A 14,787-nucleotide genomic window follows, 5' to 3' on the forward strand; every position below is an offset into this window, starting at 1 on the left:
TTGAGCAGCACGATCTGGTCGGTGGACGAGCACCTGGAAGACATTCTCGGCGCCGTGCGGCCGCTCGAACCCATCGAGCTGCAACTGCCCGAGGCCCAGGGCTGTGTCCTCGTCGAGGACGTCATGGTGGAGATCGCCCTGCCGCCTTTCGACAACAGCTCGATGGACGGGTACGCGGTCCGGATCGCCGATGTCGAGGGCGCCAGCGAGGAGTTCCCCGCGGTGCTCACGGTCATCGGTGACATCGCGGCGGGCAGCGATGGGCTCTCCGGCGACCGGACCGTGGGACCGGGCGAGGCCGTGCGCATCATGACCGGCGCACCGCTGCCGGCCGGTGCCGAGGCCGTCGTCCCGGTCGAGTGGACCGACGGCGGTACGGGCGGCGGCCCGGCGGACGCCATGCGTGCCCACAGCCACGCTCCGCAGGACGCGGGCGGCGAAGTCCGTGTCCACCGCCCGGTCGAGGCCCGCGCCCATGTCCGGGCCCGCGGCAGCGATGTGCAGCCCGGCGATCTGGCGCTGCGGGCCGGTTCGGTGATCGGTCCGCCGCAGATCGGGCTGCTCGCCGCGATCGGCCGCGCCACCGTGAAGGTGCGTCCGCGGCCGCGGGTCGTCGTCATCTCCACCGGCAGCGAACTCGTGCAGCCCGGTGAGGAACTGACCGGCGGCCGGATCTACGACTCGAACAGCTTCGCGCTGACCGCCGCCGCGCGCGACGCCGGAGCGATCGCCTACCGGGTCGGAGCCGTCACGGACGACGCCGATTCGCTCCGCGCCACGATCGAGGACCAGCTGATCCGCGCGGACATCGTCGTCACCACGGGCGGGGTCAGCGTCGGTGCGTACGACGTGGTCAAGGAAGCACTGTCCTCCATCGGCGACGAGGACGAGCCGGGCAGCGGCGTCGACTTCCGCAAGCTCGCCATGCAGCCCGGCAAGCCGCAGGGCTTCGGATCGATCGGCCCGGAGCACACACCGCTGCTGGCGCTGCCCGGCAATCCCGTCTCCGCATACGTCTCGTTCGAGCTGTTCGTGCGGCCCGCGATCCGAACGCTGATGGGACGGGAAGAGGTGACCCGTCCGACCGTCCGGGCCACGCTGAACACCGACAAAGCGCTCTCCTCGCCGTCCGGCAAGCGCCAGTTCCTGCGCGGCACGTACGACGCGGAGGCGGGCACCGTCACGCCCGTCGGAGGCTCGGGATCTCATCTGATCGCGGCCCTCGCCCAGGCGGACGCGCTGATCGTGCTGCCCGAGGACGTCACCTCCGCGGAGCCCGGCGCGGTCACCGAGGTGATCCTGCTCCGCTGAACGCCGGCCGGTGGCGGTACGGTATCTGCCGCTGTGCCTTACCGGGGGACACCCCCTGGACCCCCGGCCGCACCCCGGTGCAGGCCGAGCGGGCAACCGGCGCCCTACCGCTAGGCGGAGTTCAGTGAGTACGCAGAACAGGCTGACGCATCTCGACGAGGCGGGCGCGGCCCGGATGGTCGACGTGTCCGAGAAGGACGTCACCGCGCGCGTCGCCCGCGCCAGCGGCCGGGTCCTCGTCTCGCCGCGCGTTGTCGAACTGCTCCGTGGCGAGGGAGTCCCCAAGGGCGACGCCCTCGCCACCGCCCGCATCGCCGGGATCATGGGTGCCAAGCGCACCCCGGAGCTGATTCCGCTCTGCCACCCGCTCGCCGTCTCCGGTGTGAAGGTCGATCTGAGCGTCGCCGACGACGCGGTGGAGATCACCGCCACGGTGAAGACGACGGACCGCACGGGCGTGGAGATGGAGGCGCTGACCGCCGTCTCGGTCGCCGCGCTCACCGTGATCGACATGATCAAGGCGGTCGACAAGAGCGCGGTCATCACGGATGTCCGGGTCGAGGCGAAGTCCGGCGGCAAGTCCGGCGACTACCGGCGCCCGGCGCCGGAGGGAGCGGACGCATGACGGCGCCCACCGGAGCGGCGCCGCCCGCCCCGTACACCGCCCTTGTCGTCACGGCGTCGAACCGTGCCTCGGCCGGTGTCTACGCCGACCGGGGCGGTCCACTGATCGTCGAGGCGCTCACCGCGCTCGGCTTCGCCGTCGACGGGCCGCAGGTCGTCCCCGACGGCGACCCCGTCGAACAGGCCCTGCGGGCCGGGGTGTCCGCCGGGTACGACGCCATCGTCACCACCGGCGGTACGGGAATCTCACCGACCGACCGCACCCCGGACGTCACCCGCCGCGTCCTCGACCACGAGATCCCCGGCATCCCGGAGGCGATCCGCGCCGAGGGCCGTGAGAAGGTCCCCACGGCCGCGCTCTCCCGTGGCCTCGCGGGCGTGGCGGGCGGCACCCTCATCGTGAACCTCCCCGGCTCCACCGGCGGGGTACGGGACGGGCTTGCCGTCCTCGAACGTCTTCTGGTGCACGCCGTCGACCAGCTCCGCGGCGGCGACCACCCCCGACCCGGGAGCCCGAGCTGAACGTCCCGACCTGGCCGGTGATCCTGACGGACGGCGCCATCACCCTCCGGCCGATAAAGCTGCGGGACCAGCGCGTGTGGCGCGAGGTCAACCGGCGCAACCGCGAGTGGCTGCGCCCCTGGGAGGCGACCGTTCCACCGCCCGCCCCGGGCGGCCCGGTCGCCCGGCGCCCCACGTACCGTCAGATGATCCGCCATCTGCGGTCCGAGGCCAAGGCGGGCCGGATGCTGCCCTTCGCCATCGAGTACGAGGGGCGCCTGGTCGGGCAGTTGACGGTCGCCGGGATCACCTGGGGGTCGATGTGCTCGGGACACGTCGGCTACTGGGTGGACCAGGAGGTGGCGGGCCGCGGTGTGATGCCGACCGCGGTCGCGCTCGCTGTCGACCACTGTTTCCGGACGGTCGGACTGCACCGCATGGAGGTGTGCATTCGGCCGGAGAACGGGCCCAGCCGGAGGGTCGTGGAGAAACTCGGATTCCGTGAGGAAGGGCTGCGTCCGCGCTATCTCCACATCGACGGCGCCTGGCGGGATCATCTGATCTTCGCGCTCACGGCGGAGGAGGTGCCCGACGGACTGCTTCGGCGCTGGCACCAGGCACGACCGGAACGCCACGCGAAATAAAATAAGTGTTCGAAATTGATCGATGTGCGGCCGCTGATGAACGCACAAACGCCGACTGCCGGTCTGAACAATCACAAAAAAAGTCCGCGATATCAGCCGGATCGTGCGACACACCGGGCCAATTGGCGGATGCCTCCGTGCAAACCCCTCTACGGTGTGAGACGTGAGCAGCAGCGGCCTCATCTACGCAGTCATCGTCGGGGCCTGGGCCGCCTACTTGGTGCCGATGTGGCTCCGCAGGCAGGACGAGCTCAATGAAGCCCGTCCGACGGAACGCTTCAGCACCGCCATCCGGCTGCTGTCCGGACGGGCGGCCATGGAGCGCCGGTACGCCAAGGAGTTGCGGGAACGCACCGCCGAGGAGGCCGGCCCCGACGCAGACCCGGACGTGGACACGGATCGAATGGATTCCGTGGACGTCCGGGCGTTTGCCGCGCCTCCGGCGCACACCGAAGCCCGGTTGCACGACCCGGCGCGGGCACCGGAGGCGCAGGCCCAGGACAGACCCGTACCCGCGCCCGTGCCCGGACGGCGTGCACGACCCGGCGGGACCGACGCCGAGCGTGCCCGGCGCGCCCAGCGCTCCCAGGTCCTCGCGCGACGGCGGCGCACCACCTCGGTCCTCTTCCTCGCCTTCACCCTCGGCGCGGTCGTCGCCGCCGTCGGCGGTCTCCGCTTCCTGTGGGCGCCCGCGGTGCCGGCCGTGCTGCTGAGCATGTACATCGTGCATCTGCGCGCCCAGGAACGGCGCCGGTTCGTCTTCACCATGGACCGGCGCAGGGCGGAGGTCGCGGCGCAGCGCCTGCGCGAGAACCGTCCCCGCAGGCACCAGCCCGCGACGACGGCCCCCGCCGAGTCCGACGAGGAGCCCGAAGCGCGCCACCCGGAGCCCGAGCCCGCCCCCGCGGTCTCTCCGCAGGAGGCGGGCCGCCGCGCCCTGGTCGAGCAGACGGACCACGCGGAATGGGTCGACCAGCAGCGTGAACGCGGCCGGGCCCAGGGCGACAGCTGGGAGCCGGTCCCGGTCCCGCTGCCGACGTACGTCACCGCGCCGGTCGCCCCGCGCGCCACGGGCGGCGTCGAGGTCGGCAACCCGGAGACCTGGAGCGCGGCCCGCTCCAGCACGGCCGAGCCGACCCAGACGGGTACGGCGCCCTCCGCCGCACCCCCGGTCGAACCGGCGCCACGCCAGCGCACCGGCTCGTCCCGCCGCTCCCGCGACCACGGCCGGACCCCGCTCTTCGACCAGTACGAGGACGGCGACCGGCCCCGCGCCGCCAACGAGTGAGACCCGGTCCGACACCGACCCGGCTGACCAGCAAGGGAACGGATTTCCAAGCACCCCTGTGAGGGTGCTAGAGTTTCACTCGTTGCAAGGGCCTGTGGCGCAGTCTGGTAGCGCACCTCGTTCGCATCGAGGGGGTCTGGGGTTCAAATCCCCACAGGTCCACCGCACGACGAAGTCCCGCCCGATCGAAAGATCGGGCGGGACTTCGTCGTTTTCCAAGACGGCTTGATCCCCAGGGCAGTTCGGCCCATTCGATGAAGCGCTGTTGGTCAGGAGCCCGGAAGGAGCCACCGACTGCATCCACGCGGATGTGCGGAAGCCGGAGCTGATCCTCGATCACGCCCGTCGGCTGCTGGACTTCCGCAGACCCGCAGACCTGTCGCCGATCGCGTTGACCGACGACCAGGACAGGGTCCGGATCACGACTCCTGGAGCGGTTTGGCGAAGCAGAGGCTGCTCTCGTACGTGCGGTAGTGGCCGAACTTCTCGCAGGGGGTGTAGCCGCTGGAGGTGTACAGCGCGATGGCTTCCGGCTGCTGGTTGCCGGTCTCCAGCACCATCCGGATGCGGCCCGCCGCCCGTGCGTCCGCTTCGAGGGTGGCGAGGATGCGGCGGGCCAGACCCCGTCCGCGGCCCTCCCGCACCACGAACATCCGCTTGAGCTCGGCGTCGCCGTCCGAGTAGCCCTCCTCGTTCCGGTCCTGCTTACGCCAGCCGCCGGTGGCGACCGGCGCGCCCGACTCGTCGTAGGCGAGCAGATACAGACCGTTCGGCGGCCGGAACATCGACGGGTCGAGCGGTGTGACATCGCCCTCGTCCCCGTAGCGCTCGGCATACTCGAGCTGCACCTCGTCGTTGAGTTTGACGGCGTCAGGGTGGTCGAACGACCGAGGCTGGATATCCATGCGGAATATGGTACATGTATGCGACCCGTGGTTGTCGGTACTGTTCCGGGATGCTCACCGTGACCACCGTAAATGTGAACGGGCTCCGCGCCGCCGCGAAAAAGGGCTTCACCGAGTGGCTGGCGCAGACCGACGCCGATGTGATCTGCCTGCAGGAAGTGCGCGCCGAGCCGCAGCAGCTCGCTGCCGAGGTGCGTGAGCCCGACGGGTGGCACACCGTGCACGCACCGGCCGCAGCCAAGGGGCGGGCCGGGGTCTCGCTCTACACGCGCCGGGCGCCGGAGAGGGTGCAGATCGGGTTCAGCGGGTTCGGGGATGCCGGGAGCGAGGAGTTCGACGGCAGCGGCCGGTACGTCGAGGTCGACCTGCCCGGTGTCACGGTGGGGAGCCTGTACCTGCCGTCCGGCGAGGTGGGTACGGAGCGGCAGGACGAGAAGGAGCGTTTCATGGCCGCCTTCCTGCCGTATCTGAAGGGGCTCAGGGAGCGGTCCGCGGCCGACGGCCGCGAGGTGCTGGTGTGCGGCGACTGGAACATCGCCCACCGGGAGGCCGACCTGAAGAACTGGAAGGACAATCAGAAGCGTGCCGGCTTCCTGCCGGAGGAGCGGGCGTGGCTGACCCGGGTCTTCGACGAGGCCGCGTACGTCGACGTGGTGCGGGCGCTGCACCCGGACGAGACGGGACCGTACTCCTGGTGGTCCTATCGGGGGCGCGCCTTCGACAATGACGCGGGCTGGCGCATCGACTACCAGGTGGCGACCCCCGGTCTCGCCGGGCGTGCGACAAAGGCATGGGTGGAGCGGGCCGCCACACACGGCGAGCGGTGGAGCGACCACGCGCCGGTGACGGCCGTCTTCGAGCGGTAGGGACTTCTACCCGGCCCGCCGGTAGCTGCTGCCGTCCTTGGTGCGGGTCAGCAGGCCTGCCACGACCAGGAAACGGCGCAGCGCCGGGTAGTCGTCGTGCACGGTCAGCAGCGCCTCGTTGACCTCCCGCTCGCTGTACGTGCGGTCCGGCTCGAACAGGGCCTGCGCCAAGTGGACGAGCAGCTGCTCGCGGCGGGCCGGCTTGCGCGGAATCGTGGTCAGCCGCCCGCGGGAGAACAGGGCGGCAACCCCGTGCGAACCGCTCGGATCGTTGTCGGACATGGGGGAAGCCTGACGTACCGGGGAGGGGCGGTCAACGCGGTTTCGTCGGCGCGGGCGGCTCCTGCGCCCCGACGGACGGGGCCCCGGTGCGTTGCCGGTGTTCCCGTGAGGCGCGGAGGGTCCGTCGGGTGGTGCCGCCCGACCGGCCGCGCAGCCGCCCAAGGTGTTCAACGTCCGGGGGTGTGTGGTGCGTAGTCACTTGTCGTGAGCTTCCGCGCTGTTCGACGACTCGTCGCGGGAGGACGGCGTCTCCGGTTCCGTCGGCTGCTGCACTCCGGCGTCGCGGCGCAGTCGTCGGTCCAGGGCCATGGAGAGCTCGGCGTCCACCACGGCGCTGGCGAGCGGGCGGAGTCGGTGCGGTTCGGCCTGGGCGGTGTGGGCCTGCAGCACCTGCACGAAGAGTTCGGCGAGGGCGTCCGCGTGTTCCCGGACCCGGCGGGCCGCCGCGAGCACCGCGGAGAGCGGCACGCCCTCGCGTACCAGCTCAGCCGACGCCTCCAGGAGGCGTCGGCTGATGTGCACGATCCGGTCGCCGTCGGTGGCGAGATAGCCCAGGTCCAGGGCGGCGGCGAGGTTCTCCGGGGTGACTTCGCCCTCGAAGTGGTCCGCGAGCTGTTCGGGCGTGAGGCGGACCGGGGTCTCCTCGGTCGGTTCGCCCAGTCCCAGCACCTCGGCGACATCGCGGCCGCTCTCGAAGGTGCGGGCCAGATCGGCGATGCCGGTGAGGGTGTGACCGCGCTCCAGCAGCCCGGCGATGGTCCGCAGCCGGGCCAGGTGGTGGTCGTCGTACCAGGCGATGCGCCCCTCCCGGCGTGGTGGCGCGATCAGACCGCGCTCCCGGTAGAAGCGCAGGGTCCGCACGGGGATGCCGGCCTCCTCGGCCAGCTCCTCCATGCGGTATTCGCGGTGCTCGCGTCTTTCAGCCACCACCGCACCCTATGTTGTACCGCCGGTAACTTTCCCTGGTCGAACCCCTACCCATCGGTACGGGGCTGCTCTACTCTCCCAACGATGCCAGCGATTGCTGGCAGAGTCGTGTGACGTACCGCAGGAGGCGCCGGCATGGCCCAGCACGAGCATGTACGAGTGGCGGTGATCGGATCCGGATTCGGAGGCCTGGGGGCCGCGGTCCGGCTGCGCCGCGAAGGCATCACCGACTTCGTCGTCCTGGAGCGGGCCGACTCCGTCGGTGGCACCTGGCGCGACAACAGCTACCCCGGCTGCGCCTGCGACGTACCGTCCCACCTCTACTCGTTCTCGTTCGCCCCCAACCCGGACTGGCCGCGCACCTTTTCCGGGCAGGAGCACATCCGCGCCTACCTGGAACGTGTCGCCGACACCTTCGGGCTGCGCCCGCACATCAGGCTGGGCCATGAAGTGACCATGATGCGGTGGGACAACGACGAGCTGAACTGGGTGATCGAGTCCGCGAACGGGACGACGATCGTCGCCGACGTCGTCGTCTCCGCGACCGGCCCGCTCTCCGACCCGAAGACGCCGGACATACCCGGTCTCGCCGGCTTCCCCGGCAAGGTCTTCCACTCGGCCCGCTGGGACCACGGCTACGACCTGACCGGCAAGCGCGTCGCCATGGTCGGCACCGGAGCCTCCGCGATCCAGATCGTGCCGGCGATCCAGCCGAAGGCCGGCCGGCTGACTCTGTTCCAGCGGACCCCGCCGTGGGTCATGCCGCGCATGGACCGGAGTATCGGCGCCGCCGAGCGGTGGCTGCACCGCGCGCTTCCGTTCACCGGCACCGCGCGCCGCGGACTGCTCTGGGGCATAAGGGAGTTGCAGGTCGGCGCCTTCACCAAGCACCCCGGCGAGCTCGGCCTGGTGGAGAGGATGGCCAAGGCCAATATCGCGCGGGCCATCAAGGATCCCGCGCTGCGGGCCAAGCTGACGCCCTCGTACCGCATCGGCTGCAAGCGGATCCTGCTCTCCAGCACGTACTACCCGGCGCTCGCCCAGCCCAACGTGGATGTGGTCGCCGCCGGGCTGACCGAGGTGCGCGGCTCGACCGTCGTCGCCGGAGGGGGCACCTCCCAGGACGGAGTCTCTGGGGGAGGCACGGAGACCGAGGTCGACGTGATCATCTTCGGTACCGGCTTCCATGTGACGGACATGCCGATCGCCGACCGGGTCATCGGCGCGGAAGGCATCACGCTCGCCGAGTCCTGGAAGGACGGCATGCAGTCGCTGCGGGGCGCGACGGCAGCGGGCTTCCCCAACTGGATGACGATCATCGGCCCCAACACGGGGCTCGGGAACTCCTCCATGATCCTGATGATCGAGTCGCAGCTGAACTACCTGGCGGACTATCTGCGCCAGCTGAACGTCCTGGGCGGGCGGGCCGCGCTCGGTGCGCGGACGTCGGCGGTCGGGGCGTGGAACCGGCGGGTCCAGGAGCGGATGAAGCGGACCGTGTGGAACACCGGTGGCTGCACCAGCTGGTATCTGGACGCGGGCGGGCGCAACACCACGGTCTGGCCGGGAACGACAAGTGAGTTCCGCCGCGAGACACGGACGGTGGACCTCGGGGAGTACGAGGTGATCCGGCCCCGGAAGGCCGATGCCGCCGAGACCGCCGTCGACGGGAAGGCCGTCTTGGAGGAGGCCGCGTGATGAGCAGGAAGCTGCGGCGCGAGGACGCCCCGCCGGTGCCCGTGCGCGAACTGACCGCCGTCTCCGCCGACGGCTCCCGCATCCACGTCGAGCTGCACGGGCCGGACGGCGCCCCCGCGGTCGTGCTCGCGCACGGCTGGACCTGCAACACCCGTTTCTGGGCCGAGCAGATCCGGGACCTGGCGGTCGACCACCGGGTCGTCACCTACGACCAGCGCGGCCACGGCCGCACGCCCGCCGTCCGCCCCGAGGGGTACAGCACCGGCGCGCTCGCCGACGACCTCGAAGCGGTGCTGGCCGCCGCACTGGCCCCCGGCGAACAGGCGGTGCTCGTCGGGCACTCGATGGGCGGCATGACGCTGATGGCCGCCTCGCGGCGGGCCGGGCTGCGCGAGCACGCGGCAGCCGTACTGCTGTGCAGCACCGGCAGTTCGCGGCTGATCGCCGATTCGCGCGTCGTACCGATGCGGGCCGGTGCGGTCCGCACCCGGATCACCCGCGCGATCCTCGGGGCGCGGGCTCCGCTCGGGCCGGTCACACCCGTCTCGAAGCGCATCCTCAAGTACGCGACGATGGGTGCCGGTTCGGCCCCTGAGCGGGTCGAGTCCTGTGCCCGGATCGTGCACGCCTGCCCGCGGGCGGTCCGGGTCTCCTGGGGGCATGTGCTTGCCGAGCTCGATCTCGACGCGAGCATAAGGGAGTTGCGGGTGCCGACTGCTGTGATCGCGGGTACGGAGGACCGGTTGACGCCGCCCGTCCACGCGCGCGCCCTCGCGGCGGCGCTGCCCGAATGCCTGGGACTCACCGAGTTGGCGGGGATGGGCCACATGACACCGGTGGAGGCGCCGGAGGCGGTCACCGCGAGAATCCGGGAACTGGTCGCCGGGTATGTCACCGCTGCCACCGGGACGGTCAGTGGCACTGTTGAGGAGGAGGTCGTATGAGCGGCAGGCGCAGTCTCGAAGGGCAGGTCGTGGTCGTCACCGGCGCGGCGCGCGGCGTGGGCGAGCTGCTGGCCCGCAAGCTCTCTGCGCGCGGCGCGAAGCTGGCGCTGGTCGGCTTGGAGCCGGACGAGTTGAAGAAGGTCTCCGAGCGGCTGCACGCGGAGAGCAGCCACTGGCACGCGGACGTCACCGACCATGTGGCGATGGCACGGGTCGCTCAGGAGGTGAAGGAGCGTTTCGGCAGGGTCGACGTGGTCGTCGCCAACGCCGGAGTCGCCTCGGGCGGGCCGTTGGCCGACTCCGACCCGCAGGCGTGGCGGCGGGTCATCGAGGTCAATCTGATCGGCGGCGCGGTGACAGGGCGGGCGTTCCTGCCCGTACTGATGGAGAGCCGCGGCTACTTCCTGCAGATCGCGTCGCTCGCCGCGATCACTCCGGCGCCGATGATGACCGCGTACTGCGCGTCGAAGTCGGGTGTGGAGGCGTTCGCACACAGTCTGCGGGCGGAGGTCGGACACCGGGGCGTGAAGGTCGGCGTCGGCTATCTGTCCTGGACGGACACCGACATGGTGCGGGGTGCCGACGAGGACGACGTCATGCGGGAGTTGCGGCAGAGGCTGCCGTGGCCGGCGAACCGCACGTATCCGCTGGGCCCGGCGGTCGACCGGATCGTGGCCGGCATCGAGCGGCGTTCGGCGCACGTCTACGCGCAGCGGTGGCTGCGCGGCATGCAGTCGGTGCGGGGATACCTGCCTGCGGTCATCGGGGTGGTCGGGCAGCGCGAGATGAAGCGGTTCGGGTCGCGGCTGGAGGGCGTGAGCAAGGGACTTGTGGGCGCCGGAGGTGCTGCGGACGAGGTCGCGCGGGGTGCGAGCACGCAGCGTAAGTGATCGAAATGCGTGAGATGTCCTGCCGTGTAAGTCTGGTCGAGGCCCCAACGGGGTCACCCCCCAATGCATCCCGAGCACCCCACTAGGAGTGAACAGCATGGGTATCCAAGACCAGTTCAAGGACAAGGCGCAGTCGCTCGCCGAGCAGGCGAAGAAGAACGCGGGCGAGAAGAAGGGCGAGCCGCGCGGGCGGACGTCCGCTGCGTCGGAACGGGCGCGGGGCAAGGCCCGGGACACGGCGCAGGGGGCTCGCGACCGGTACGACGACGAGTCCTGACTCGTCGGAGCGAGGGGCGCGTTCGGGAGACCGGACGCGCCTCTCGCATGCGTGGGCCTGTTCCCCCGCACCGCCCTCCTTCTCGAAACCGGGGGCACGCCCCAAACCCTTTTTTGTCCTCAATCGCCTGACGGGCTTGATGTATCCGCCGGACGGGCTTGATGTGTTCGCCGGACGGGCTTGGTGTGTCCGCAGGACGGACTTGATGTGACGGGCCGGGGAACGGGCTTGATGTTGATGTGGTGCCTATCGCGGCGGCAGCGGTGGCCGTGCGCGGTTCGGGGCGTCCTCGTAGGTCGGTGGGGTCGACGCCGGGTGGGACTTCAGGAGTTCGAGCGCGATGTTCACCGCGTCGTCCAGCACCGCGTGCCGGCCCTCTGCCCAGTCCAGCGGAGTGCGCAACGCCTCCACATCCGGTTCGACACCGTGGTTCTCGATCGACCATCCGTGCGCGTCGAACCACGCTGCGTTCATCGGCACCGTGATCACCGTGCCGTCGCCCAACCGGTGCCGGCCCGTCATGCCGACGACCCCGCCCCATGTCCGCTGGCCCACCACCGGTCCCAGTTCCAGCAGGCGGAACACGGCGGTGATCATGTCGCCGTCGGAGGAGGTCGCCTCGTCGGCGAGCGCCACCACCGGGCCGCGGGGGGCGTTGGAGGCGTACGAGACCGGCTGGGCGTCGCGGGTCAGGTCCCAGCCGAGGATCGTGCGGGTCAGTTTCTCGACGACCAGCTCGCTGATGTGGCCGCCCGCGTTGCCGCGTACGTCGACGATCAGGGCGGGGCGGGAGACCTCCATCCGCAGGTCGCGGTTGAACTGGGCCCAGCCGGAGCCGCCCATGTCGGGGATGTGCAGGTAGCCGCACTTGCCGGCACTCAGCTCCCGTACGACTTCGCGGCGTTTGGCCACCCAGTCCTGGTAGCGGAGCGGACGCTCGTCGACCAAGGGGACGACGGCGACGCGGCGGGAGGGGCCTTCGCCCCCGGGCGGGCAGAAGGTGAGTTCGACGGTGGTCCCGCCCGCCTGGGCGAGGAGGGGGTAGGGGCCCGCGACCGGATCCACCGGGCGGCCGTCCACGTGGGTGAGGATCGCCCCGTCCCGGATGCCCGTGCCGGCGAGCGGTGAACGCGCCTTGGAGTCCGAGGAGTCGCCCGGCAGGATCCGCCGGACCAGCCACTTGCCGTCCCGGCACACCAGGTTCGCGCCGAGCAGTCCGATCGCCCGCTGGTAGTGCGGTGGACCCTCGTTGCGGCGGGCGGGTCCCACGTACGCGTGCGAGGTGCCCAGTTCGCCGAGGACCTCGCGCAGCAGGTCCGCGAACTCGTCTGGGGTCGCGACCCGTTCGACCAGCGGACGGTACTGGTCGAGGACGCCCGGCCAGTCGATGCCGCACATGTCGGGTTCCCAGAAGTAGGAGCGGATGATGCGGCCCGCTTCCCCGTACGCCTGCCGCCATTCCGCCGCCGGGTCGACATCGTGCAGGATCCGCCGCAGGTCGAGGTAGACCGTCGAGTCGCTGTCGCCGACTTCGGTGGCTGGTACGGCGCGCAGTTCTCCGTCGTCCATGACGACCAGCCGGGTCGCGTCGCCGCTGACGGCGAACCAGTCGAGATGGCCGACGAGTTCGGTCTTCCTGGCTTTCGTGATGTTGAAGTGTTCGAGCGTGGGGCGGCCCGACATGTCGGCCGGGTTGGCGAACGTCTCGCCGAGCGCGCCCGAGATCGGCCAGCGCAGCCAGACGAGCCCGCCGCCGCTGACCGGGTGCAGTGCCGAGTACTTCGACGCGGTGACCGGGAACGGCGTCACCCGGTTCTCCAGCCCCTCGAACTCGACCGTGACCGTGGCTCCTTCGGCCGGAGTCGCTTCCGGGGTGTCGCCCGGGTCGAGGCCACCCGCCGCCGGGCGCCCCTCCGGTGAGAGAGCGAAGGGGGACGGGGTGGCGGAGGAGAGCGGCACCAGGTACGGGCGGCAGCCGAGCGGGAAGGAGAGGTCACCGGTGTGGACGTCGTACACCGGGTCGAAGCCGCGCCAGGAGAGGAACGCGAGATACCGGCCGTCGCCGGTGAACACCGGGTTCTGGTCCTCGAAGCGGCCGTTGGTGACATCGACGATCACCGGGGCGTCCGCTCCCATGATCCGGGCCAGTTTGATCTGCCGCAGCGAGCGGCCGATCCCGGGATGCGACCAGGTCAGCCAGGCGCCGTCCGGTGAGAACGCCAGATCGCGGACCGGGCCGTTGATGGAGCGGATCAGCTCGGTCGGTTCCCCGGTGGACTCCTCGGCCGTGTCGAGGAGCAGCAGCCGGCCGTCGTGCGTGGCGATCGCGAGCCGTTCGCCCTCCGGGTCTGCGATCAGTTCGTGGACCCGGCCGACCTGCCCGGAGGCCAGCCGGCGCGGTGCCCGGTCACCGCTGGCGCGCGGCAGGTACGCGATCTCGATGGCGTCCTCGCCGTCCGCGTCCGTCACGTAGGCGACCTGGCCCATACTGCCGAGCATCTCGGGCAGCCGGACCCGGACCCCGGGGGTGTCGGCGATCGTGCGGGCGGGCCCGTCGCGGTGGGTCAGCCAGTACAGACTGCCGCGGACCGAGACGGCGCTCGCCCGGCCCGTCTCGTCCACGGACAGCGAGTCGACATTGGTGGCGGCAGGCACCTGGTACGTACGCCGCCCGGCCCGCGGCCCGCCGAGCCGCACCTGCAGCTTCCGCGGCACCGCGTCCGGTGATTCGAGGTCCTCGGCCAGCCACAGTTCGCCGGCGCACTGATAGATCACCCGGCGTCCGTCGCTGGACGCGTGCCGGGCGTAGAAGGCGTCGTGGTCGGTGTGGCGGCGCAGGTCGGAGCCGTCGGGCAGGCAGGAGTACAGGTTGCCGACGCCCTCGTGGTCGGAGAGGAAGGCGATCCGGCCGGCGACGAACATCGGCGAGTCCAGGTGGCCGCCGATATCGGGCAGCAGTCGCTTGCCGTGCAGCCACAGCCGCCCCATCGCCCCGCCCCGGTACCGCTTCCAGCCGGCCGGTTCGTGCGGGGGTGTGCCGGTGAGCAGCAGTGTGCGCCGTTCGCCGTCGATGTCCGCGACCGCGATGTCGGAGACCGGACCCCACGGGAGCTTGCCGCCGGGAGAGCCGTCCGTGGGAAGGCTGTAGGCCCAGGAGAAGTACGAGAACGGCTGCGCGTGCGAGGACACGGCGAGGATGTGCGACGTCTCGTCCGGATCGGGGGTCCAGCCGCAGACCCGGGCGTCGGTCGCCCCCCAGTAGGTGAGCCGGCGGGCCGGTCCGCCCTCGACCGGGGCGAGATGGATCTCGGGATCCAGGGTGCGCCAGGTCGTGTACGCGATACGGGTTCCGCCGGGCGAGAAGCGCGGGTGACTGACCCGCGTCCGGTCGACGGTCACCCGCCACGCCCGGCCGGGCTGCTGCCCCTCGGGAGCAAGGGGAGAGACCCAGAGGTCGTCCTCGGCCGCGAAGCAGAGCAGGTCCTTGTGGAGGTGCGGGAAACGGAGATACGCGACGTCGTCACTCACCCCCCAATGCTTTCCGCGTGAGCCGGACGCGGCAACTCGTGGTGCGGAAGACGTTGTGGTGCAACACACAAGCGAAACGATGCGGTTTCGCTCAGTGGCGGG

14 protein-coding genes, 1 tRNA gene and 1 pseudogene are annotated in these 14,787 nt (G+C 71.0%); 12 read left to right on the forward strand and 4 right to left on the reverse strand.

Features of this window, described 5'->3' with window-relative positions:
• The 7 genes and pseudogenes from glp to ACNPQM_RS02915 form a co-directional block, all read left to right on the forward strand.
• Positions 1-1,311 (forward strand): gephyrin-like molybdotransferase Glp, encoded by a 1,311-nt coding sequence (gene glp, locus ACNPQM_RS02885; RefSeq protein ID WP_358857601.1) that lies wholly within the window; start codon positions 1-3, stop codon positions 1,309-1,311.
• Positions 1,312-1,435: 124 nt separating this feature from the next.
• The gene (gene moaC / locus ACNPQM_RS02890) at positions 1,436-1,936 is read left to right on the forward strand and encodes a cyclic pyranopterin monophosphate synthase MoaC (RefSeq protein ID WP_418082733.1); all 501 of its coding nucleotides are present in this window, start codon (positions 1,436-1,438) and stop codon (positions 1,934-1,936) included.
• On the forward strand, positions 1,933-2,457 hold the full coding sequence (locus ACNPQM_RS02895; protein ID WP_358857599.1) for a MogA/MoaB family molybdenum cofactor biosynthesis protein: 525 nt from the start codon (positions 1,933-1,935) through the stop codon (positions 2,455-2,457). Before moaC ends, ACNPQM_RS02895 begins: the two co-directional genes overlap by 4 nt.
• 17 nt (positions 2,458-2,474) lie before the next feature.
• Positions 2,475-3,080, forward strand: coding sequence for a GNAT family N-acetyltransferase (locus tag ACNPQM_RS02900; protein ID WP_358857598.1), 606 nt, complete (start codon positions 2,475-2,477; stop codon positions 3,078-3,080).
• A 163-nt stretch (positions 3,081-3,243) separates the two neighbouring features.
• Positions 3,244-4,368 (forward strand): gephyrin-like molybdotransferase receptor GlpR, encoded by a 1,125-nt coding sequence (gene glpR / locus ACNPQM_RS02905; RefSeq protein WP_358857597.1) that lies wholly within the window; start codon positions 3,244-3,246, stop codon positions 4,366-4,368.
• A gap of 88 nt (positions 4,369-4,456) precedes the next feature.
• Positions 4,457-4,530 (forward strand) — tRNA-Ala (locus ACNPQM_RS02910).
• Positions 4,531-4,624: 94 nt separating this feature from the next.
• Positions 4,625-4,777, forward strand: a pseudogene (locus ACNPQM_RS02915) (SAM-dependent methyltransferase); the annotation flags it as partial.
• A 10-nt stretch (positions 4,778-4,787) separates the two neighbouring features.
• On the opposite strand, the gene ACNPQM_RS02920 reads toward ACNPQM_RS02915, so the two are convergent.
• A complete protein-coding gene (locus ACNPQM_RS02920) occupies positions 4,788-5,273 on the reverse strand; it encodes a GNAT family N-acetyltransferase (protein ID WP_418082734.1) in 486 nt (161 codons plus the stop codon).
• Between the two features lie 50 nt (positions 5,274-5,323).
• Here ACNPQM_RS02920 and ACNPQM_RS02925 point away from each other — a divergent pair, with 50 nt between their 5' ends.
• On the forward strand, positions 5,324-6,139 hold the full coding sequence (locus ACNPQM_RS02925) for an exodeoxyribonuclease III (protein ID WP_418082735.1): 816 nt from the start codon (positions 5,324-5,326) through the stop codon (positions 6,137-6,139).
• A 6-nt stretch (positions 6,140-6,145) separates the two neighbouring features.
• On the opposite strand, the gene ACNPQM_RS02930 is transcribed toward ACNPQM_RS02925, so the two are convergent.
• Both ACNPQM_RS02930 and ACNPQM_RS02935 read right to left on the reverse strand, forming a co-directional pair.
• Positions 6,146-6,421, reverse strand: a complete 276-nt coding sequence (locus ACNPQM_RS02930) for a DUF2087 domain-containing protein (RefSeq protein WP_418082736.1) — start codon at positions 6,419-6,421, stop codon at positions 6,146-6,148.
• 195 nt (positions 6,422-6,616) lie between these two features.
• Positions 6,617-7,315, reverse strand: coding sequence for a MerR family transcriptional regulator (locus tag ACNPQM_RS02935; RefSeq protein WP_418082835.1), 699 nt, complete (start codon positions 7,313-7,315; stop codon positions 6,617-6,619).
• 168 nt (positions 7,316-7,483) lie between these two features.
• On the opposite strand from ACNPQM_RS02935, the gene ACNPQM_RS02940 reads away from it, so the two are divergent.
• The 4 genes from ACNPQM_RS02940 (at position 7,484) to ACNPQM_RS02955 (ending at position 11,157) form a co-directional block, all read left to right on the forward strand.
• Positions 7,484-9,046: a flavin-containing monooxygenase gene (locus ACNPQM_RS02940; RefSeq protein WP_418082737.1), complete on the forward strand. Its 1,563-nt coding sequence runs from the start codon at positions 7,484-7,486 to the stop codon at positions 9,044-9,046.
• The gene (locus ACNPQM_RS02945; RefSeq protein ID WP_418082738.1) at positions 9,046-9,990 is read left to right on the forward strand and encodes an alpha/beta fold hydrolase; all 945 of its coding nucleotides are present in this window, start codon (positions 9,046-9,048) and stop codon (positions 9,988-9,990) included. The genes ACNPQM_RS02940 and ACNPQM_RS02945 overlap by 1 nt, the downstream gene beginning before the upstream one ends.
• Positions 9,987-10,880 carry an SDR family oxidoreductase gene (locus ACNPQM_RS02950; RefSeq protein WP_358857591.1) on the forward strand — a complete coding sequence of 298 codons (894 nt, stop codon included), beginning with the start codon at positions 9,987-9,989 and terminating at the stop codon, positions 10,878-10,880. The genes ACNPQM_RS02945 and ACNPQM_RS02950 overlap by 4 nt, the downstream gene beginning before the upstream one ends.
• A gap of 97 nt (positions 10,881-10,977) precedes the next feature.
• A complete protein-coding gene (locus tag ACNPQM_RS02955; RefSeq protein WP_358857590.1) occupies positions 10,978-11,157 on the forward strand; it encodes a hypothetical protein in 180 nt (59 codons plus the stop codon).
• Positions 11,158-11,403: 246 nt separating this feature from the next.
• Here the strand turns inward: ACNPQM_RS02955 and ACNPQM_RS02960 are convergent, their stop codons facing one another.
• Positions 11,404-14,685: a S41 family peptidase gene (locus ACNPQM_RS02960; RefSeq protein WP_418082739.1), complete on the reverse strand. Its 3,282-nt coding sequence runs from the start codon at positions 14,683-14,685 to the stop codon at positions 11,404-11,406.
• Positions 14,686-14,787: the final 102 nt, after the last annotated feature.

The sequence above is a fragment of the Streptomyces sp. NPDC056231 genome (assembly GCF_048270745.1).
GTDB lineage: Bacteria > Actinomycetota > Actinomycetes > Streptomycetales > Streptomycetaceae > Streptomyces.